This is a genomic window from Williamwhitmania taraxaci, from assembly GCF_900096565.1.
GTDB classification, from domain to species: domain Bacteria; phylum Bacteroidota; class Bacteroidia; order Bacteroidales; family Williamwhitmaniaceae; genus Williamwhitmania; species Williamwhitmania taraxaci.
This window is the reverse complement of the sequence record NZ_FMYP01000009.1, coordinates 51,883-71,782: the sequence shown is the minus strand read 5'-3', so window position 1 is coordinate 71,782 and position 19,900 is coordinate 51,883. Positions and strand designations below refer to the sequence as shown.

The window sequence follows — 19,900 nt, the reverse complement described above, 5'->3', positions numbered from 1 at the left end:
TTACTTTTTCCAATGAAATGAATCGATGAGTTTAAGAATATCCTCTCGCATATAGGCTTTTACTGGAGCCAACGAATCCTTGTTCGGAACCGTATAGAAGTAAAGTGCGCCGCGAAGGAAGTGGTTCGTGCTATCGGTAATATAAAACTGCACCGGAGAGGCAGCATTACCGCCAACATCGAAAAGCAAGCCGTAAATTTTACGATCAGGAATGCTAATAGCACTCTCTTCTATCGATTCAGCCTTAGCCGATTGTTTGTATAGCAGGGCATGCGAGTCCTCTAAAAGGGCGCTTATCTTTTCATTCTTGAGCGATTTATAGCTCAGATAAATAGTAGCCTTGAGTTCGGGAACAACCAAATTGATCCAGTAAGGTTCGGTAACCCTCCCTTTATCTGGAAATATTGAAGCAGTTGTGGGATAATCAAAACGGTATGGAAAACCCGTTGAATCAAATGTTCTATAGGATTTGGTAGGCAAGTCGATGCGAAAATAGCCCCTAGGTTTTGGTATATAGTCTTCGTTACAGGCGCACAAAAAACCAATTACGAACATGCTAATCAGCAACCTCCTCATTTTGATCATTTCTTGATTGTTTAGGTTTTACTACCACTCTAATTTTCTTAATGCGTCGGCTGTCCACCATATCTATCAAAAACTCAAAGTGCCGGAAGGTTAAAGTATCATTCTTTCGAGGCATCTCACCCTTCATTTCGAGGATTAGGCCAGCAAGTGTATCTGCTTCACCTCTTACCTCATCAAGAGTTTCCACGTTCTCATTGAAGACCTTGCAAAAATCGTTTAGGAGAATTTTTCCCTCAAACATATAGGTAACGTCATCTATTTGGTGAAAAAGAATTTCCTCTTGGTCCGACTCGTCTGATATTTCACCCACAATTTCCTCTAATATATCCTCCAATGTTACAATTCCACACGTACCACCAAATTCATCCACCACAATCGCCATATGATTCTTGCGCGTTTGAAATTCCTCTAACAGATCATTGGATTTTTTATGCTCTGGCACAAAGTACGGTTTGCGAATAAGGAATTGCCAACGAAATTTCTCATCCTTTTGAATATGCGACAAGATGTCTTTTACGTAAAGAATTCCCTTAACATTATCGAACGATTCGGAAAAGACAGGAATACGAGACAATCCAGACTCCATCACGACATCAAGAACTTCCTTAAAACTAGCGGTATAATCCAATGCCACCACATCCATGCGGGGAGTCATTATATCTCTGGCCTCAATATTTACGAGTTTCACAATCCCCTTCAGAATTTTTCGATCTTCAGGATTTTTGGTAACCGTAATATCAATGGCATCGGATAGGTCATTGAGGGATATATTTTTTTTGCGCAAAGAAAAGTGCCTATTTACACGCTTAGCCATGAAAATAAGAAGATGCCCAAGAGGTTTTACTATTTGCTGAACCACAAACAAGGGGCGAGACATAAAATGAACCATCGGCACCGGTCTGTGAGTTGCGTAGACCTTTGGCAGGATTTCCCCGAAAAGGAGAATTAAAAAAGTAATCAACACTACCTGAATAAAGTAGCCAAGAACAGGTGCTGCCGAAAAATCGAAGATTTCGGATGTAAGGAACGTGCTCAAAACAACAATACCGACGTTAATCATATTATTGGCTATAAGCACAGTGCTTAGAAGCATATTGGGTTCGGAGAGCAACTTTATAGCATAGCCAGAACTTCCGGTCTTAGCCTTTCTGATACGGGCTATTTCGGTGCTAGACAGCGAAAAATATGCCGATTCAGACCCAGAAACCAAAGCAGAAAAGATCAACAGAAATCCAAGAAAGAGGAGTCCTATAATAGAAGAGATCGTAAGCGGATGCACAATTATTTCAGCAAAGAAGCCTTGGGCAACCAAAGGGACACCTATTTCCAATCGAAATGAGTTTTGATTAAAGCCCTAAAATTAATCATTTAGGATGGAATAATAAAAGGAACACTTAGCCATATGTTTTGCCTTAGTATAAAGCACAATCGGTTAAGTGTTCCAATAATTACGAATATAGTTGCGCTTTCAGGCAACTAGAATGGCAAATCATCAGCATCGGAAGGTGGTTCCTGTGATACATCCGGCGATTTTGGGGCAGCATACTCTTGTGTGGGCGCTCCGTTGGTTGCCTCTTTTCGACCAAGCAACCTTAAGTTGTCACACAAAATTTCGGTAATGTAGTGCTTTACGCCATCTTTGCCATCGTACGAGCGGTTGCGAATCCGGCCCTCGACATAGAGAGGAGTTCCCTTTTTCACATACTTCTCAACGACGTCGGCCAAACCACGCCAAACCACAATGTTGTGCCATTCGGTGTGTTCCTGCCGCTGCCCGGCTTTTGACGAAAAAACTTCAGTGGTAGCTATAGGGAAACTTGCTACCTGAACTCCATTAGCGCTCCTGATTTCTGGGTCTTTACCCACATTCCCAATCAGCATGACTTTGTTTAACGACATAACCTAAAATATTTTAAGATTAACCCTATAAAAATACAACACATAAATCTAAAAATCAACCCCTTTAATAAAATATTTAGCGGCAGGCTCTGCTGCTAAGAAACGCTCTATCAAGCGGGGTGTAGAGAACTCTTCCATGTCATTAATGAGAACCTTGGTGTAATCACGCAGCAGTAAATAGGATGGTTTTTCGACCTCAACTATAAAGAAACGAGAAAAAAGATGCTGATGACTTAATAAATGCTTTTGCTCATCCGAAATATAGGTAACCTCAACCCGTCCATTACCACAAATATCAACCCAATCACTAGTTAGCATAACCTCCTCTGGCTGAAGCGCGTGATAACTCTCAATCAAGGGAAATTCGAAAAGACTATGCCATATGTCCTTGTCTTTACGCTGACTAATGTAGGTGAAAATGCCGTAACGTATCAGTATATAATAAAAGTATCGATCCCTGACCTTGGTTTTTAATGCTTTTACAGGCAAGCTCGCTACTTCACCACATTTAAACGCATAGCATATTGCTTTGATTGGGCAAGATTCACAAAGCGGATTTTTCGGCAGGCATACCTGTCCCCCTAAATCCATAATTGCCTGATTAAAAGTAGCTGGCTGTTTAAGATCAAACTCGGCAGTGGCAATCTCTCTTACTATTTTCTTCCCAACTCCCTTATCGATAGGCGCATAAATCCCAAATACTCGTGCATATATACGGTATACGTTGCCATCGATAGCCGCCACAGGTTCGTCAAATGCAAAAGAGGCAATTGCCGCAGCAGTATAATCCCCAATCCCTCGCAGTTTAAGTAAACCAGCATAAGTATTCGGAAGAACTCCATTATATTCGTCCACAACGAACTTAGCCGTAAGGTGGATGTTTCGTGCTCGAGTATAGTAACCAAGTCCTTGCCAACACTTTAACACTTTTTCGAGTGGCGCATTGGCAAGACTTTCTATGGTAGGAAAGGCCTCGATGAAGCGCATGTAATACCCCAACCCTTGCTGGACACGAGTCTGCTGTAAAATAATTTCGGATATCCAAATAAAGTATGGATTTTTGGTGTCACGCCATGGTAAATCCCTTTTATTTGGGTGATACCATTCAATCAGAGCATTAGAAAACTTCATCAAACAAAAAAACATCAGTACGAAAATCAAAAATAATGGTTTTGAATTTCTTAAATAAGATTAAATGCTATATATTTGCAGTCCTAATCGAAGGAATATTTTAAAACATTGATAATTAAAGGCTTTTAAAGATGACAAAGGCAGATGTTGTAAACGAAATCTCGAAGAACACCGGCATCGAGAAGATTACAGTTCAAAAGACTGTTGAAGCTTTCATGGAGTCAATCAAGGATTCTCTTGTGAAAGAAAAGAATGTTTATCTACGTGGTTTTGGTAGCTTTATCGTAAAGAAAAGAGCCCAAAAGACAGCAAGAAACATTTCAAAGAACACCACAATCATTATCCCAGAACACTTCATTCCTTCCTTTAAACCTGCTAAGAGCTTTGTCTCGAAGGTGAAAAGTCATGTAAAGAAGTAGTTCATAATTATTTATTAACCTCAAAATTCTTACGTCATGCCTTGCGGAAAGAAAAGGAAAAGACATAAAATTGCGACACACAAGCGGAAAAAACGCTTAAGGAAAAATCGTCACAAAAAGAAAAATCGTTAGTATTTTTTCCTTTGAGACACAATTGCTAATCTGGATTAAACCTAAAGAGTCCTCGATTCTTTGGGTTTAATCTGTTTGTAGCCAAACCAATTAAACAATTAAACTTCCAACAAAAGCAAATGGCTGTGAGTAACGACCTTATTCTTAACGTAACTCCCTCCGAAATTGCCATAGCACTCCTGGAAGAGAAACAGTTGCTGGAACTCAACAAGGAAAAAAGCAACTTGCAATTCTCAGTTGGTGACATTTATCTCGGCAAAGTTAAAAAGATTATGCCCGGGTTGAATGCAGCTTTTGTTGATGTTGGTTACGAGAAAGACGCTTTCTTACATTACTTAGATCTTGGCCCTCAGTTTAAAACGTTGTGCAAGTATGTAAACGTGCACGTTTCGAGAAAGGGAAAACCAGTAGGTATTGCCTCTTTCAAGGCTGAACAAGATTTAGACAAAAACGGAAAGATAACCGATGTCCTTACTTCTGGACAGGTGGTTATGGTACAAATTGCCAAGGAACCTATTTCAACCAAAGGCCCGAGACTCGGCTCCGAGATTTCGATTGCCGGAAGAAACATGGTCCTCATTCCGTTCTCAAACAAGATTTCCATTTCGCAAAAAATTTCCTCCAACGAGGAAAAAAAGAGATTAAAAAGGTTAATGCAGAGCATTATACCTGAAGGCTTTGGAGTAATAATGCGTACAGCAGCTGAAGGAAAAAAAGTTGCAGTACTCGACGCAGAACTCCAAGGGCTGATCAAGAAATGGGAAAGCGCCTTTGAAAAGTTTCGATCAATAACCATCCCGTCGCTTTTAGTAAGCGAGATAGACCGAACATCCGCAATATTGCGCGATTTGCTCACGGTGTCATTTAGCAACATCTGGATTAACGATGAAGCTATCTTCCACGACATCCGCAGCTATATCGCCACCATTGCACCTGAAAAGGAGAAGATTGTAAAGTTATATACGGGAGGAGTGCCTATTTTCGAGCAATTTGGCATCGAAAAACAAATAAAGGCACTATTTGGGAAAACCGTCTCATTCAAGAGCGGAGCCTATCTAATTATTGAGCACACCGAAGCATTACACGTAATTGACGTTAATAGCGGAAATAGAAGCAAGGCCTCCAGCGACCAAGAATCAAACGCTCTGGATGTAAACCTTGCCGCCGCCGATGAGATTGCCCGACAGCTGAGGCTAAGGGATATGGGGGGGATTATCGTTGTCGATTTTATCGACATGCATAACCCGGATAATAAGCAAATGCTCTTCGATAGAATGCGCGAAGACATGACTAAAGACCGGGCAAAGCACAACATTCTTCCTCTCTCGAAATTTGGATTAATGCAAATAACACGGCAACGTGTTCGTCCAGAAATGCACATTCACACCAATGAAAAATGCCCAACCTGCAACGGAACCGGCGAAATTGGCCCAAGCATTTTGTTCGACAATGAGTTAGAAACTCAAATTGCATACCTATCGAGAGAAAAGAAGCAGACGATCCTTACATTAAAAGTTCACCCGTTTGTGGCTGGGTATTTAAACAAAGGTATGTTTTCCAAAAAGTTGCAATGGTCATTTAAATACCATTGCATACTGAGGGTAAAGCCAACAATGGCCTACACATTTATGGAATACCATATCTTCGATCGCCACGGAGATGAACTTACCTACTAACTGTAATAATTTGAAAACCGAGCCCCTAAAGCTCGGTTTTTTATTACATTTACGTCCGAACAAAATCAATCATTCAGATATGAATAGAATTGCATTTATACTTACGTTTCTTGGCGCATGCCTTATAAATCAAGGCACATACGCACAGGAAGAAAAAACGGTAAAGTGGACATTCTCCGCCGAAGCTATAGATAACGGTGAAGTCTTACTGCATTTTAAAGCAGTAATCGATAAAGCATGGCACATGTATAGCATCGATCTGCCCGAAGGTGGTCCTCAATCTACCGCATTCAACTATACGGAAGACAAAGGCTACAAACTTGTGGGAAAAATGAGTTTTAAGCCTGCTCCCATTGAGGAGTTCGACGACGTTTTCAAGATAAAAGTTAGGTATTTCGGCGGAAAGGTTGAGTTTACACAAAAGATACAGCCCCTTGGAGCTAAAACTGTTAAGGGTATAATAGAATATCAAACCTGCAAAGAGGGCACTTGCGCGTTTAATGAAGCCGACTTCGCAATTGCAATCCCTGAACCTAAAGCAGGTATTGTTGCAGTTGCAACATCAACTGACACAACCAATACAACAGTTATCGCCCCCATTGAAGAACAATCAAACGCCAAGTTGGCTGAAGTTGCCGCTCCAGAAAAAGAGCAAAAATCCATGGGGGCCTTTATTATTATTGCGATTCTTGCAGGCCTTGGAGCACTGCTAACTCCCTGCGTTTTCCCAATGATTCCTATGACCGTTTCGTTCTTCATGAGCAACAAATCAACGCGCTTTGGTGCAATTACACAAGCATTAGTTTTCGGTCTCTCAATAATATTTGTATACACCATGCTTGGCGTTGTAGTATCCCTCCCAGGTGTTGGTGCCGACTTTACCGATAAGATCATATCGCATTGGAGCACTAACCTTATATTTGGTGCGCTATTTATAGCATTTGCAGCCTCCCTATTTGGTGTGTTTGAAATCGTACTACCAAGCTGGATGGCCTCAAAAACTGATAGCAAAGCAGAAAAAGGTGGTCTTATTGGTGCATTCTTCCTAGGCCTAACAACTGTAATTGTTAGCTTATCGTGCGTTGGGCCATTTGTTGGTGCACTTCTCATTGAATCAGCGGGTGGAGTAGCCATTCGCCCTGTAGTTGGGATGTTTAGTTTTTCAGCGGCATTCGCCCTCCCTTTTGTGCTACTGGCAGCATTCCCTTCACTTATGAAAAACCTACCAAAATCAGGCGGTTGGCTCAACTCGGTAAAGGTGGTTATGGGTTTTATCCTATTAGCCTTCTCACTCAAATTCATATTAGTATTAAACGACAGCTTCGGATTGACATTCCTAAGTAGGGAAGTTTTCATTAGCCTTTGGATTGCCATTTTCTCTTTACTTGGGCTATACCTTTTAGGAAAAATCAAGTTTAAGTTTGATAGCGACCTAAAGCATGTTGGATATGGTAGATTGCTCATGGCTATTTTCTCTTTTGCGTTTGTAGCCTATATGATACCGGGCCTTACCGGCGCTCCGCTTAAAATGATTTCGGGTTTCTTACCAACTGAGAGCGAAAACAGGTCTGTATTGGCAAGCCAAACTTCACCAAGCGCTATTCCAGCAACTCTTTGCGACGCACCAATGTATGCCGACAAGTTGCACATCGCTAACAATCTTGCGGGCTACTTTGACTACGACCAAGCACTTGCCTGCGCAAAGAAACAGAACAAGCCTCTTTTCATTGATTTTGCAGGACACTTCTGTGCCAACTGTAAATTAATGGATGCCAACGTAATTTCTGACCCACGAATTCTTAAAATTCTAACGGAGGATTTCGTTATCGTTGAACTCTACACAAACGACAAGACTGAAATCCCTGAAACAGAATGGTTCACATCAACATTTGACGGAAAGAAAAAAACAACCCTTGGCGAAAAAAATAAAGACATCCAGGTTGGAAAATTTCGCATAAATGGACTTCCATACTACATGGTTATTGACCACAACGAAAAACCACTAGTTGAGCCTTACCCTTTCAATGAAAACATTGACAGTTTTATTGAGATGCTTGAAAAAGCAAAGTCAGAGTTTGCTAAAAGGCAATAATTGACTCATTTAGACACAGAAAAGCCTCGGACAAGTTGTTCGAGGCTTTTTTTATAGCCACTATCCACAAATAGAACCAATACATATTCCGCAAAACAGCAATACAAGAGATGTGAGCAACAGTGGCCATTGCAATAAAACCAGCCACAACTAGAGCTCTTATACTGTCATTAACATATTATCGACACAAGTGTGATAAGGGAAATAAAAAAATCCGACCTAAAAGTCGGATCTTTTGTAAGGCTATTAGCTGCCCTGCAGTAATTTTTTCATCTTCTGTATCAGCACCTCAATCTGGAATGGCTTACTCAAGTATTCATCCATCCCTGCACTAATACACTCTTCTCTATCGCCCTGCAGTGCGTTTGCAGTAATGGCAATAATCGGTGTGTGTGTATTCGTTGATGATTCAATCTCACGAATCTTACGCGTTGTAACAATGCCGTTCATAATGGGCATCTGTATATCCATTAAGATAATATCGAAACGGCTAGTTCCAAACTTATCTAAAGCCTCCTTGCCATTATTCGCAATCTCAATGTTTTTAACAAGTTTCTTTAAACTCAGAATTACAATTTTCTGGTTAATCAAGTTGTCTTCAACGAGTAAAACATTTGCATCAGCTAAATCCACCTTCCTCATTAAGCTATTCGGAGAAGTTGATAAATTGTTTTGCATACTTTGCCCATCCAACTCTTCCCGTGTTAAAGCATTTATATCGACAACCTTGTAGAACGAATAGGGAAAAGAGAATACAGAAGTTTCAGAATGGAGGTTAATAGATAAACGTCCCCCATTCGATTCTATTAATCGTTGCGTAATCCTTAAGTCGAGCACATCTACGAGCACTTGACTACCAATTGCATTACCAACCATGTCGTTTGTAATCAACTGATTACGACCATCTCCAGTGGGAATGAAAATTGGGCTATTGCTTCGCAATTCGAAAAGTAACTCAACCCTTTCAGGAGATTCACTTAACTTCTTTACCACTATATCAATGAGAATCTTATTATTGCTCTTGGCTTTTATGAGTGATTCAATCAGGTTGAGAAATATTTGCTTAATTTTCACTGGCTCGCCACCTAATGAAGAAGGAATAATTTCATCGATTTTGAGATTAAACTGAATATTGCTGGAATACTGGTGGGCGAAGAGCTTAATGGTATTCGCAACTGTTTGGCTTAGATTAAAGTTGATAATAAAACTGTCACGTTCAGTCACATCAACGTTTGCAACCTCTACCATACTATTTACGACATTCACCAAATTGTTGGTCGAAGCATGAATAGTATCAATTAAGTCCTTCATCTTCTCATCCTCGGCCAAACTGTCTACCAAGTTGGCAATAACCATTATGTTATTAAGAGGAGTTCTTATCTGATGTGAGAGGCTCGCAATAAACTCATCCTTGCGCTTTGTCGCATTCCGTTCAACAAGCACTTGCTTCTCTAGATCCGATTGAACTGAAATCCAAAAATACTCAACAAACCAACTTGTAAGGAAAACTAAGATATAGGAGACGAAAAATGTAATTTTAAAGGATAAACTAAAGGCTATTACCCTATCGAAAAGTGGGAAAAAAAGTAATGCAGAAACCAACCCCAAATAGAGTGAGGATACCAACAGGGCACGGTTACTTGAAAGCATAAACACTGCAAACAAAGGTAAAAAGTAACTATTTAGGAGGGAAAACTGGTCAGAAACACCAGTATAAGCCATACCCAAACCAACAACCATATAGCTTAAAATCAAAGTATAGGCAGAGAGGGTTACTTTGCCTCTTCGATTGAGAAATAAAATGGAGAGAAGTGTCAAAAGCAATGCTGCAAGAGAAGCAATTACTATAACATCAGCTTCTGTTAACAGTCCAATTATGGCATATACAGTAAAAAGAGTTACAGAAACAAGCCCAAATAGATTCAACGCAGCAACCTTGCGTTTCAAATCATCGGGTAGGCTTTCAGCCATATTAAATTGAAATATTTTGAAAATAACATTTGGATTAGGCATACATTTAAAGCTATTTCGTCGAAATTAGGACAAATAAAATACATCTACAAGTTAGCAAAAAAAGGCAAAAGCGTCTCAAAAGCAGCAATTAATCCCAAAATAAATATTACCCCTCCTGAAATCTTATTTATATACCAAAGTTGTTTCAAGCGAAACCTTGCTCTAAAACGATTTACTACGGTACTCAATACCAACCACCAAGCAGCGGCACCAATAAAGACTCCACTAAGTAAAATCCCAGCGTAAAGAACATTACCCCCAGGCGATACAATACGCAGTGTTGCAAAAAGGCCAATAAAAAGGAATACTGCCAAGGGATTGGTTATTGTCAAAAAAAGAACCGATAGATAATCCTCGATGAGGCTACCTTTGTTTTTTCGATGTCTTTTTAACTGACGAATTGGATTGGTGTAGAATATACTAATACCCAAAGCCATAACAATAAATCCACCAGCAACTTGAAAGAAAAACTGCTTCTCCTCTATAAAATTAATAATAAAGGTTAGGCTAAAGCCTGCAATAGTAGCAAAAATGGTATCCGCTGTAGCAGCACCAATACCCGACATGAACCCAGACAATCTCCCTTTGTTTATTGTTCTTTGAATGCAAATAACACCAATTGGCCCAAGCGGAATAGATGCTAATAAACCAACAATTATTCCTTTAATCAATAATACTAAACCCATTATAAACCAAATTCCGTTATAACTACTATCAAATATACAATCAAGAACAAAGGACCAAAGTTAACAAATGTTTTTCATCTAACCCCGTGGATATTGCACATCTAGACAGACCGCATAAGTCCTACTTGCAATTACGAAACAATGATCATTAGCCACACCGCGTTCGACAAATAACAGAAATACTACCTTTTAATTGAGGCAGATAATACCGATGACAAATTACGCCAATTATTACGAAAACATTCCCTGGAAAACAGTCATTGTTTCAAAATTTAAGTTAAAATTTGCGCTAAATTCGAATACCAGAAAAGAGAGATTATGAAAATATTAGAATCAAAAAGACTTCCGCTTCTATTAAGCATTGCAAGCGGCCTACTTTTAGCCCTGCCATGGTATGAAAGTTTTTCAGGCCTAATTCTCCTATTTGCTTTTACTCCAATACTATACGCAGAGCACCTACTCTCCGAGAAGAATGCAAGAACACGGACAGTCATAATGTACGCAGCATTGGCAATGGCAATATGGGCTGGAATTGACACATGGTGGATAAAAAATGCAGCAACTGCCGGTTTGATTGCTGCAATTATCATTCATGCCACTTTTGGCAGCCTCGTTTTTGCACTTTTTCATATAACAAAAAAAAGGCTTGGTCAAACACCCGGTTACATTAGCCTTATATTCTTTTGGATTGCCTTCGAATACTTCTACACTAACGCCGAAATAAGTTTTCCATGGCTTACACTTGGAAATGGTTTTGCAAAAGACACATTTTTCATTCAGTGGTATGAGTATACTGGCATTTTTGGAGGATCTCTTTGGGCATTACTAGTAAATGTTGTCTTATTCTCGACAATCATATCCATTATTGATAGAGGAAAGCGACATGCCTACAAGATGACTATAGTGACGCTATGTATTGTGCTCCTTCCAATTATCACCTCCACAATAATCTATTACAACGTTGTGGAAACTGGTAAAAAGGTAAACGTTGTCTTACTACAACCCAACATTGACCCTTACCACGAAAAATTCGATGGTTTGTCGTCCGAAGAACAAACAGCAATTCTTCTAAACCTTGCTGCTGAAGCCGTCGATTCGAGCACAAAACTAATTCTTGGGCCCGAGACAGCACTTCAGGGGAGAATAATGGAGGAGTCACTAGAACTCGCCCCATCGATAGCTATGGTAAAACAATTTATGGAGCAGCATCCAAACGCCAGTATGATTGTGGGAATGACTTCCATGAAAACCTACGATACACCGTATAAGCCTACACCAACTGCTCGGAAATATTCCGATGCTAACCAATTTTATGATAGATACAACGCCGCACTCCAAATAAATACAAGCGGCTTTCGAGTGTACCACAAATCCCTGCTGGTGGTGGGTGTTGAAAAGATGCCTTACCTAGAGTATCTCCCATTCATAGAAGAACTCGCTGTCAATTTGGGTGGAACAATAGGCAGTTTAGGAACGCAAGAAGAGCGAACAGTATTCCAATCGAGCAACGATAGTATCCGAGTTGCACCAGCCATATGCTACGAATCAGTGTATGGAGAGTACTATTCAGGATGGGTGAGGAATGGTGCAAACGTAGGAGCTATAATCACAAACGATGGCTGGTGGGGCGACACACCAGGTTACCGGCAACACCTCTCATACTCATCGCTTAGGGCTATTGAAACACGAAGATACATTGCACGATCAGCTAATACAGGAATCTCAGCAATCATTAATCTTAAAGGTGAAGTAGTAAAAAGGCTGGGATGGTGGCAGCGTGGTTACATTAAGGGTGAAGTTGTTACCAACAACAAGATCACCTTTTACGCTGTTTGGGGTGACTATATTGGTCGAATCGCGACACTCCTCACGCTCCTGATGCTGCCAATACTACTGGTTAAATTCCTCAAAAGAAAAGGACAATAGTCTAACTCAAATTTGTTTGATTGAATAACGGATCTATCCATAATAGAGATAGGTTCGTTGCGAACTATATGCAATTGATTACACCAAAGGATTGATACCAATGATCAAAATATCATCAACCTGCTCATGGCCTTTCCGCCAATCCATCATATTCTCCTCAAGTAACCGCCTCTGAACATCAAGCGGTTCACTGTGGATATTTAGCAAAAGATGTCGGAACCGTCTAAACTTGTATTTCTTGCCTTCGGGACCACCGAATTGATCTACAAATCCATCCGTGAACAGGTAGAGCATATCACCCGTCTCTAAATCAATCATTTCGCTAGAAAATGTATGCTCGCCTTCAGCAATCAATCCAACCGCATACCGATCACCCTTCACCTCAATGATTTTATCCTCCCGAACAATATACATATTATTAAACGCTCCAGAGAACTGAACTTTCTTGGCCTTTTTATCGATCACGCAAAAGGCAACATCCATTCCATCCTTCACTGCAACATCATCATCTGTAGTACGAAAGGTTTCATTAACACCCTTGTTGAGCCTATTCAGAATCTCTGCGGCGTCGTCCACCTTCTGAATGGTTGTAATACTACGCAACAATTCGAAGCCAATTATCGACATAAAAGCACCAGGAACTCCATGTCCGGTACAATCCACCACCGCCACAAAAATTTTATCCTTCGTTTCATTTATCCAGTAGAAATCACCACTCACGATATCCTTTGGCATATACAAAATAAATGACTCCGGAATAATTTTCTTAAAAAGATTCATTGAGGGCAAAAGGGCTTCTTGAATCCGCTTTGCGTAGGTAATGCTATCGGTGATGCTTTTATTCTTTACCACCAATTCCTCCTTTTGCTTATGAACCTCAGCAATAGCAGATTCCCGCTCATGTAAAAGACGTCTCGACTCCCTTAGTCCTCGTGTACGAAACCACAGAAAGAATAAAACGCCAAGAATGAAAACAACAATAAATAGCCCACGAGCAAATTGAGTATTCCAAAAATTTGTTTTTATAACAATTTCTATACTTATCCCCATCAGATTCCAAACTCCATCGGCATTAGTACCTTGAACCCGTAAGGTGTATGTTCCTGGACGTAGATTAGTAAAGGAAACAATATTCTTCGGACCCAGTTCTACCCACTGGTTATCGAAGCCTTCGAGAATGTAGCGATAGAGATTTTTTGAAGGCGTTGAAAAGTCGAGAGAAGAAAATTCCACCGTAAAGAAATTGCAATCCTTTGGGACTAAGTTAACGCCCCCATTTATGACAGGAAGTTCACTAACACCTTTGTGCGTATATAACTTGAATGAAGAGAACTCCATAGCCGGAGGAATATCATTGATCTTTATGGAATCCGGGAAAAACGCATTAAGTCCATTAATACCACCAAAGAATAACTCGCCCGATTTACTTTTAAAACTCGCGCCAACATTATATTCGTAAGACTGTAATCCATCGTGAATGTCAAATTTCAATATGCGGAGCGCCTCCGGATCAATCTTCGCAATTCCCCTGTTGGTACTAACCCAAATCATTCCCCAACCATCCTCTTCGATGGCATAAATCAAATCATTCGGCAGTCCTTCCTTTTCTGTATATTGGCTAAATTTACCGGAAATCGGATCTAAATGACTAAGACCACCGATTGTGCCAACCCAAAGAGAGCCACGGCTATCCACTAGCAACGACAGAATCTCATTGTTAAGTAATCCATCGCCCACATAGGGCTCTTTCCGCTTTATTTGCTTAACCGTTCCATTAGTTGAATTAAATGAATTCAATCCACTAGCTGTTCCTATCCAGATGGTTCCACTCCTCCCCATTGCAAGGGCCCTGATGTCGCTATTAGTCAACAACAAAGAGTCATTTGCGTCTCGATCAATACGATCAAGACGCTGACCATTAAATCGGTATAAACCATAGGTTGTTGCAAACCAGAGATTCCCCATGGAATCTTCCTGTATCGCATTTACCCGATTGCCCTTAAATATTGATTGCGGAGATATCTGGTAATACTGAAAAAAATCTACCAAAAGCTGGCGATTTTCATCGAAAACCATTACACCATCGCGAGTTCCATAGAGCATATCGCCCCATGAGGTTTTACAAATGCTATGGATATAGTCATTGACTATCTGTCCCGATTTAGTAGAAAAATGTTTGATTGCATGGCTCTTCCTGTTGTAGCGATAAAGTCCACTTCCCCACGTTCCTACGTTAATAATGCCATCCTCGGAATAAAGAGAAGCAATCAAATTATTTCCAAAAAGGTCGACACCAGAAGCGTTTGTAGAAATAGTAGTAAACTTAGGCTCACGATAATCCAATTTAATTAAACCCTGAAATGTTCCAATCCACAAATTACTATTGGCATCCTCAACAATGGATGTAACAGTATTCGTATAAGACAACTGCTTAACCGAAAATATCTTATCGTAACTAATGATTCGACCAGTATTGGGATCAAATGCAGCGACCCCTTCGTCGGATGCAAGCCACATATCACCACGCTTACATTCAAATAATAGATTGGCTACATTCCATCCGGGATGCAATTTGTCGCCAGGAAAAAAACGCATAAAAGAATCACTCTTCGGATCGAAAAGATTAATTCCATCCTGGGTACTCACCCATAAGCGACCCTTTGAATCCTCAAATATATGCTTTACACGATCATTGCTTAGCGAGGATGGATTGGAGTTGGAAGAATAGCGCTTAAATATGCCCCGTTTCTTATCCAGAATATTGAGTCCATCCTTGGTTCCGACCCAAAGCCGACCCACTTTATCTTCATAGATACAGAAATCATTACTATTGATGGCAGTATTAAAAGGATCATTGTAGTGGTGGTAAATCGTAACACTTTTATTGTCTGGGTTAAAACAATTTATAGTTTCAAAAGTTTTCATCCACACCTTACCTAACCTGTCCACATACACATAGTAAACAGACTTACTTGAAAGGGAATTTTTGCCAGTTCGGATGCTATAGAAGTTACTAAAGTTGTCTGAACTACGATTATACCGGCAAACCCCTTCCTGTGTTCCGAACCACATATTGCCATTAGAATCCTCGCTAATTGAGTATATATAATTATTACAAACAGAAGTCGAGTCCATGGGCCTATTCCGATAAACCTTGAAGGAATAGCCATCATAGCGGTTCAGTCCATCCTGAGTACCTATCCATAAGAAGCCTTTGCTATCTAGGTATAAACTTTGAACCGCAGACTGCGAAAGCCCATTATCAATGGAAAAACGTTGAACATTATTTATAGGCGCAACAAATTGAGCATTTCCCCAATAAGGAGCAAAGCTCAATACTACAGTAACAAAAACAATGACGAATCTCTTAATTTGCATTATGCTAATTTAGCATTATTAACAGTTCATACAAATTGATATATCTCATTAATGTAGGATTTTTTTTATGCTAAAATCCATTTTAATAAAAATGGAGATTAATTGCGTCGTAGAAACGGAATTATTTGAAAAAAAAAGCAACGTATTATAACAACATGTTTTGTAGATACATAATTACTATGACATTCAAAAAGACAGAATACTATTATTCCAAATGAATCTGGTTTCGAACTCGCCAGTATTAATAACCGAAGAAACGGAATACAATATTAATTTAGGTGTGACCTCCTTCTTTCCATTTCGGACTAGCGGAATTAAGTAAATGTAGATAAAAAACTGGCAAAAATGATGTTGCTTTATGAGACACAAAAAACAATAAGACGCAAATCCAGCAGGATAAAAAACAAAAAAGCCGTTTCAGTTAAGAAACGGCCGTTTAACCTATCAATAAGATTAACGCTTAAAATATTTAAAATCGCGTCCTAAGTATCTTGCATTTACTCCAAGCATCTCCTCTATACGAAGTAGCTCATTGTATTTAGCAATCCTATCGGAACGAGAAGCAGAACCGGTTTTGATAAGTCCCGTATTCAGGGCAACTGCGAGTTGAGCAATCGTAACATCCTCAGTTTCACCAGAACGGTGACTCATAATTGAGGTCATATTGTTGATGTCTGCCATGCGAACCGCCTCAATTGTCTCCGTAAGGGTTCCAATTTGATTCACTTTAATAAGGATGGAATTGGCTACCCCTTTGTCAATACCCATTTGAAGACGCTTTGTATTGGTAACAAAAAGATCGTCTCCCACCAACTGACACTTCGCACCTACGGCATCAGTAAGTAACTTCCAACCAGACCAATCATCTTCGGCCATACCATCTTCAATAGAAATAATAGGGTATTTCTTAACCCATTCGGCCCAATAGCTAACCATTTGTGCTGGGGTAAGCTTATCTCCGGTAGATTTGTGCAGGTGGTAAACATTTTCATCGGCTAGATAGTATTCTGAAGAAGCTGGATCGAGCCCGATGCAAATATCCTCACCAGGACGGTAACCAGCCTTCTCTATAGCCTGAAGAATGACAGTAACAGCTTCTTCGTTGGATTTAAGGTTAGGTGCAAACCCACCTTCATCACCAACATTGGTTGAGTAACCTGCAGTCTTTAAAACGGACTTTAAGTGGTGGAAAACTTCCGCTCCCATGCGAATGGCTTCGGTAAAGTTCTGGGCACCTACCGGCATAATCATAAATTCCTGAAAATCTATGCTATTATCGGCATGAGAGCCTCCATTAATGATATTCATCATTGGAATGGGAAGGGTACAGGCATTCACACCTCCAATATAACGGTATAGTGCTTGTCCAGTAGTTTGGGCGGCAGCATGAGCAACAGCTAGCGAAACACCAAGAATGGCATTAGCACCAAGGTTTGCCTTGTTCTCCGTACCATCCAGTTCAATCATTGCCATATCGATACCCTTTTGATCGGTAATATCCATACCGCGCAACTCTTCATTAAGGGTCGTATTTACATTATCAACTGCTTTCAAAACGCCTCGACCAAGGTAACGTCCTTTATCACCGTCACGAAGTTCAACTGCTTCGTGAACGCCCGTTGAAGCTCCCGAAGGAACCGCAGCACGTCCAAAAGCGCCATCTTCGGTAATAACCTCTACCTCGACGGTAGGATTTCCGCGCGAGTCAAGTATTTGACGTGCGTGAAGATTAAGAATTTGTCCCATAGTATATATATGTTTGAAATCTTAAACAAAAAAAAAGGGGAAAGGTTTCAAACCCTTCCCCTCTAGCAATGCAGTTGAAACAATCTTCGTATTACTCTTGATTTGTCTCTTCAGCAGCAGGCTCAACAGCCTTAGCTGCAGGTGCCTCAACTTTGCTCTTAGCAGCGCCGCGACGAGTAGTCTTAGCTTTTTTGGCTGGAGCAACTTTGTTGTAGCTTTCGTTATAGTCAACTAACTCGATGAAGCACATTTCTGCGGCATCACCAAAACGGTTACCAGTTTTTAAAATTCTAGTATATCCGCCTGGACGAGTAGCGACTTTTTGAGCAACCTCCCTAAATAATTCAGTTACAGCGTACTTATCTTTAAGCATGCTGAAGACCATACGCCTGGAGTGTGTAGAATCCTCCTTTGAGCGGCTGATCAGAGGCTCAACGTAAGAACGAAGTGCTTTTGCCTTAGCTACGGTTGTTGTAATGCGTTTGTGCAAAATCAACGATATAGCCAAGTTTGCCAGAAGGGCTTTGCGGTGAGCACTTTGACGTCCTAAATGGTTAAACTTTTTATTGTGTCTCATCTCTCAACTTATTCCTTGTCAAGTTTATACTTCGTAACATCCATACCGAAGTTCAGGTTAAGACCTTCTAGGAGCTCATCCAATTCGGTAAGTGATTTTTTTCCAAAATTCCGGAATTTCAATAAATCATTCTTATTGAACTTCACCAATTCGCCAAGTGTTTCCACCTCTGCTGCTTTCAAGCAGTTAAGAGCTCTTACAGAAAGATCCATATCGGTAAGTTTGGTCTTAAGCATCTGCCGCATGTGCAGAACTTCTTCGTCAAACTCTTCGCCAGAGAATTTCTCGTCTGGTTCCAAAGTGATCTTCTCGTCGGAGAATAGCATGAAGTGGTAAATGAGAATCTTGGCAGCTTCCTTCAGAGCCTCTTTCGGGTGAATAGAGCCGTCAGTGGTGATCTCAAGTAATAACTTCTCGTAGTCCGTTTTCTGTTCTACGCGATAGTTTTCCACTGCAAACTTCACATTCCGTATAGGGGTAAAAATTGCATCCACCGGAACAACACCAAACTCTGCATCTACAGGTTTGTTTTCCTCTGATGGAACATATCCCCTACCCTTTTGAATGGTAAATTCCATTTGAACCTTAACATTCGGTTCCATATGGGCAATAACCAACTCAGGATTAAGAATCTCAAATGAAGAAAGGAAGTTGTTGAGCAATCCGGCTTTGAACTCGGTTTCCCCCGAAATATTCGCGGTTATTTTCTCGTGCTCTACACCTTCAACTGTACGCTTGAAACGAACCTGTTTTAGGTTGAGTATTATCTCAGTAACGTCTTCAAGCACGCCGGTAATAGTAGAAAACTCGTGATCTACACCAGCGATCTTCACCGACGTTATTGCATAACCTTCCAAGGAAGAGAGAAGAATTCTCCGGAGGGCATTCCCCACCGTAATGCCGTATCCAGGTTCCAATGGACGAAATTCGAATTTTCCATAGGTTTCGCTGGATTCCACCATTATTACCTTATCAGGTTTCTGGAATGCAAGTATTGCCATAACAACTTCAGGTATTATTACTTGGAGTAAAGTTCAACGATGAGCTGTTCCTTGATATTCTCAGGGATTTCAGTTCTTTCAGGGTGGTTCAAATACTTGCCGGTAAGGTCAGTTTGATCCCACTCGAGCCAAGAGAACTTCCCTTGACGTCCACGTGAAATTGAATCCTGAATTACTTCAAGAGACTTTGATTTTTCACGAATACTGATGATATCGCCAGGTTGCATTGAATAGGAAGGAATGTTAACTACACCACCATTAACCACGATGTGTCTGTGGCCAACAAGCTGACGAGCAGCGCGGCGTGTAGGGGCAATACCTAATCTATAAACAACATTATCCAAACGAGCCTCAAGCAGCATGAGTAAGCATTCACCAGTAACACCACGCATACGCTCTGCCTTTTTAAAGGTATTGGAGAATTGACGCTCCAAAAGACCATAAGTGTATTTTACCTTTTGCTTTTGCTGCAGTTGCACACCGTATTCGGAAAGCTTTTTTCTTTTTTTGCTTTGGCCATGTTGTCCGGGCGGATAACTCTTACGCTCGTAAGCTTTATCAGCTCCAAAAATTGGCTCCCCAAACTTCCGGGAAATCCTCGAAGTAGGTCCTGTATATCTAGCCATGTAAACTAAAAAT

The 19,900-nt window shown here is 40.5% G+C and carries 15 protein-coding genes; 4 read left to right on the top strand and 11 right to left on the bottom strand.

The window, feature by feature from the left end; genetic code table 11:
* From gldD to mutY, 4 genes are all read right to left on the bottom strand, one after another.
* Positions 1-585: a gliding motility lipoprotein GldD gene (gldD, locus tag BLS65_RS03925; protein ID WP_092436074.1), complete on the bottom strand. Its 585-nt coding sequence runs from the start codon at positions 583-585 to the stop codon at positions 1-3.
* Positions 557-1,915 (bottom strand): gliding motility-associated protein GldE, encoded by a 1,359-nt coding sequence (gene gldE / locus BLS65_RS03920; RefSeq protein ID WP_244500659.1) that lies wholly within the window; start codon positions 1,913-1,915, stop codon positions 557-559. Before gldE ends, gldD begins: the two co-directional genes overlap by 29 nt.
* A gap of 146 nt (positions 1,916-2,061) precedes the next feature.
* Positions 2,062-2,484 (bottom strand): single-stranded DNA-binding protein, encoded by a 423-nt coding sequence (locus tag BLS65_RS03915; protein WP_092436070.1) that lies wholly within the window; start codon positions 2,482-2,484, stop codon positions 2,062-2,064.
* A 48-nt stretch (positions 2,485-2,532) separates the two neighbouring features.
* Positions 2,533-3,645, bottom strand: a complete 1,113-nt coding sequence (mutY, locus tag BLS65_RS03910; protein ID WP_125869759.1) for an A/G-specific adenine glycosylase — start codon at positions 3,643-3,645, stop codon at positions 2,533-2,535.
* 101 nt (positions 3,646-3,746) lie between these two features.
* On the opposite strand from mutY, the gene BLS65_RS03905 reads away from it, so the two are divergent.
* The 3 genes from BLS65_RS03905 (at position 3,747) to BLS65_RS03895 (ending at position 7,934) form a co-directional block, all read left to right on the top strand.
* Positions 3,747-4,034: an HU family DNA-binding protein gene (locus tag BLS65_RS03905; RefSeq protein WP_092436065.1), complete on the top strand. Its 288-nt coding sequence runs from the start codon at positions 3,747-3,749 to the stop codon at positions 4,032-4,034.
* Positions 4,035-4,291: 257 nt separating this feature from the next.
* The gene (locus tag BLS65_RS03900; RefSeq protein ID WP_092436100.1) at positions 4,292-5,842 is read left to right on the top strand and encodes an Rne/Rng family ribonuclease; all 1,551 of its coding nucleotides are present in this window, start codon (positions 4,292-4,294) and stop codon (positions 5,840-5,842) included.
* Between the two features lie 79 nt (positions 5,843-5,921).
* A complete protein-coding gene (locus tag BLS65_RS03895) occupies positions 5,922-7,934 on the top strand; it encodes a protein-disulfide reductase DsbD family protein (RefSeq protein ID WP_170829990.1) in 2,013 nt (670 codons plus the stop codon).
* 246 nt (positions 7,935-8,180) lie between these two features.
* On the opposite strand, the gene BLS65_RS03890 is transcribed toward BLS65_RS03895, so the two are convergent.
* Positions 8,181-9,905, bottom strand: a complete 1,725-nt coding sequence (locus BLS65_RS03890; protein WP_170829989.1) for an ATP-binding response regulator — start codon at positions 9,903-9,905, stop codon at positions 8,181-8,183.
* 86 nt (positions 9,906-9,991) lie between these two features.
* Positions 9,992-10,633 carry a LysE family translocator gene (locus tag BLS65_RS03885; RefSeq protein WP_092436058.1) on the bottom strand — a complete coding sequence of 214 codons (642 nt, stop codon included), beginning with the start codon at positions 10,631-10,633 and terminating at the stop codon, positions 9,992-9,994.
* 318 nt (positions 10,634-10,951) lie between these two features.
* Here BLS65_RS03885 and lnt point away from each other — a divergent pair, with 318 nt between their 5' ends.
* Complete coding sequence (gene lnt / locus BLS65_RS03880; protein ID WP_092436057.1) at positions 10,952-12,559, top strand: apolipoprotein N-acyltransferase; 1,608 nt, start codon at positions 10,952-10,954, stop codon at positions 12,557-12,559.
* A gap of 78 nt (positions 12,560-12,637) precedes the next feature.
* Here lnt and BLS65_RS03875 read toward each other — a convergent pair whose 3' ends face one another.
* The 5 genes from BLS65_RS03875 to rpsD all read right to left on the bottom strand — a co-directional run bounded on the left by BLS65_RS03875 (position 12,638) and on the right by rpsD (position 19,887).
* A complete protein-coding gene (locus tag BLS65_RS03875) occupies positions 12,638-15,937 on the bottom strand; it encodes a ligand-binding sensor domain-containing protein (protein WP_092436055.1) in 3,300 nt (1,099 codons plus the stop codon).
* 453 nt (positions 15,938-16,390) lie between these two features.
* Complete coding sequence (gene eno, locus BLS65_RS03870) at positions 16,391-17,683, bottom strand: phosphopyruvate hydratase (RefSeq protein ID WP_092436053.1); 1,293 nt, start codon at positions 17,681-17,683, stop codon at positions 16,391-16,393.
* 91 nt (positions 17,684-17,774) lie between these two features.
* A complete protein-coding gene (gene rplQ, locus BLS65_RS03865) occupies positions 17,775-18,260 on the bottom strand; it encodes a 50S ribosomal protein L17 (protein ID WP_092436051.1) in 486 nt (161 codons plus the stop codon).
* 8 nt (positions 18,261-18,268) lie between these two features.
* A complete protein-coding gene (locus BLS65_RS03860) occupies positions 18,269-19,261 on the bottom strand; it encodes a DNA-directed RNA polymerase subunit alpha (RefSeq protein ID WP_092436049.1) in 993 nt (330 codons plus the stop codon).
* Between the two features lie 17 nt (positions 19,262-19,278).
* Positions 19,279-19,887 carry a 30S ribosomal protein S4 gene (gene rpsD / locus BLS65_RS03855; protein ID WP_092436047.1) on the bottom strand — a complete coding sequence of 203 codons (609 nt, stop codon included), beginning with the start codon at positions 19,885-19,887 and terminating at the stop codon, positions 19,279-19,281.
* Positions 19,888-19,900 lie beyond the last annotated feature (13 nt).

Excerpts from the sequence above, each read along its gene's own strand:
- BLS65_RS03895 (WP_170829990.1), top strand. The coding sequence starts at position 5,922 with ATGAATAGAATTGCATTTATACTTACGTTTCTTGGCGCATGCCTTATA.
- lnt (WP_092436057.1), top strand. The coding sequence starts at position 10,952 with ATGAAAATATTAGAATCAAAAAGACTTCCGCTTCTATTAAGCATTGCA.
- gldD (WP_092436074.1), bottom strand. The coding sequence starts at position 585 with ATGATCAAAATGAGGAGGTTGCTGATTAGCATGTTCGTAATTGGTTTT.
- BLS65_RS03860 (WP_092436049.1), bottom strand. The coding sequence starts at position 19,261 with ATGGCAATACTTGCATTCCAGAAACCTGATAAGGTAATAATGGTGGAA.
- BLS65_RS03915 (WP_092436070.1), bottom strand. The coding sequence starts at position 2,484 with ATGTCGTTAAACAAAGTCATGCTGATTGGGAATGTGGGTAAAGACCCA.
- rpsD (WP_092436047.1), bottom strand. The coding sequence starts at position 19,887 with ATGGCTAGATATACAGGACCTACTTCGAGGATTTCCCGGAAGTTTGGG.
- BLS65_RS03905 (WP_092436065.1), top strand. The coding sequence starts at position 3,747 with ATGACAAAGGCAGATGTTGTAAACGAAATCTCGAAGAACACCGGCATC.
- eno (WP_092436053.1), bottom strand. The coding sequence starts at position 17,683 with ATGGGACAAATTCTTAATCTTCACGCACGTCAAATACTTGACTCGCGC.
- BLS65_RS03885 (WP_092436058.1), bottom strand. The coding sequence starts at position 10,633 with ATGGGTTTAGTATTATTGATTAAAGGAATAATTGTTGGTTTATTAGCA.
- rplQ (WP_092436051.1), bottom strand. The coding sequence starts at position 18,260 with ATGAGACACAATAAAAAGTTTAACCATTTAGGACGTCAAAGTGCTCAC.
- BLS65_RS03875 (WP_092436055.1), bottom strand. The coding sequence starts at position 15,937 with ATGCAAATTAAGAGATTCGTCATTGTTTTTGTTACTGTAGTATTGAGC.
- BLS65_RS03890 (WP_170829989.1), bottom strand. The coding sequence starts at position 9,905 with ATGGCTGAAAGCCTACCCGATGATTTGAAACGCAAGGTTGCTGCGTTG.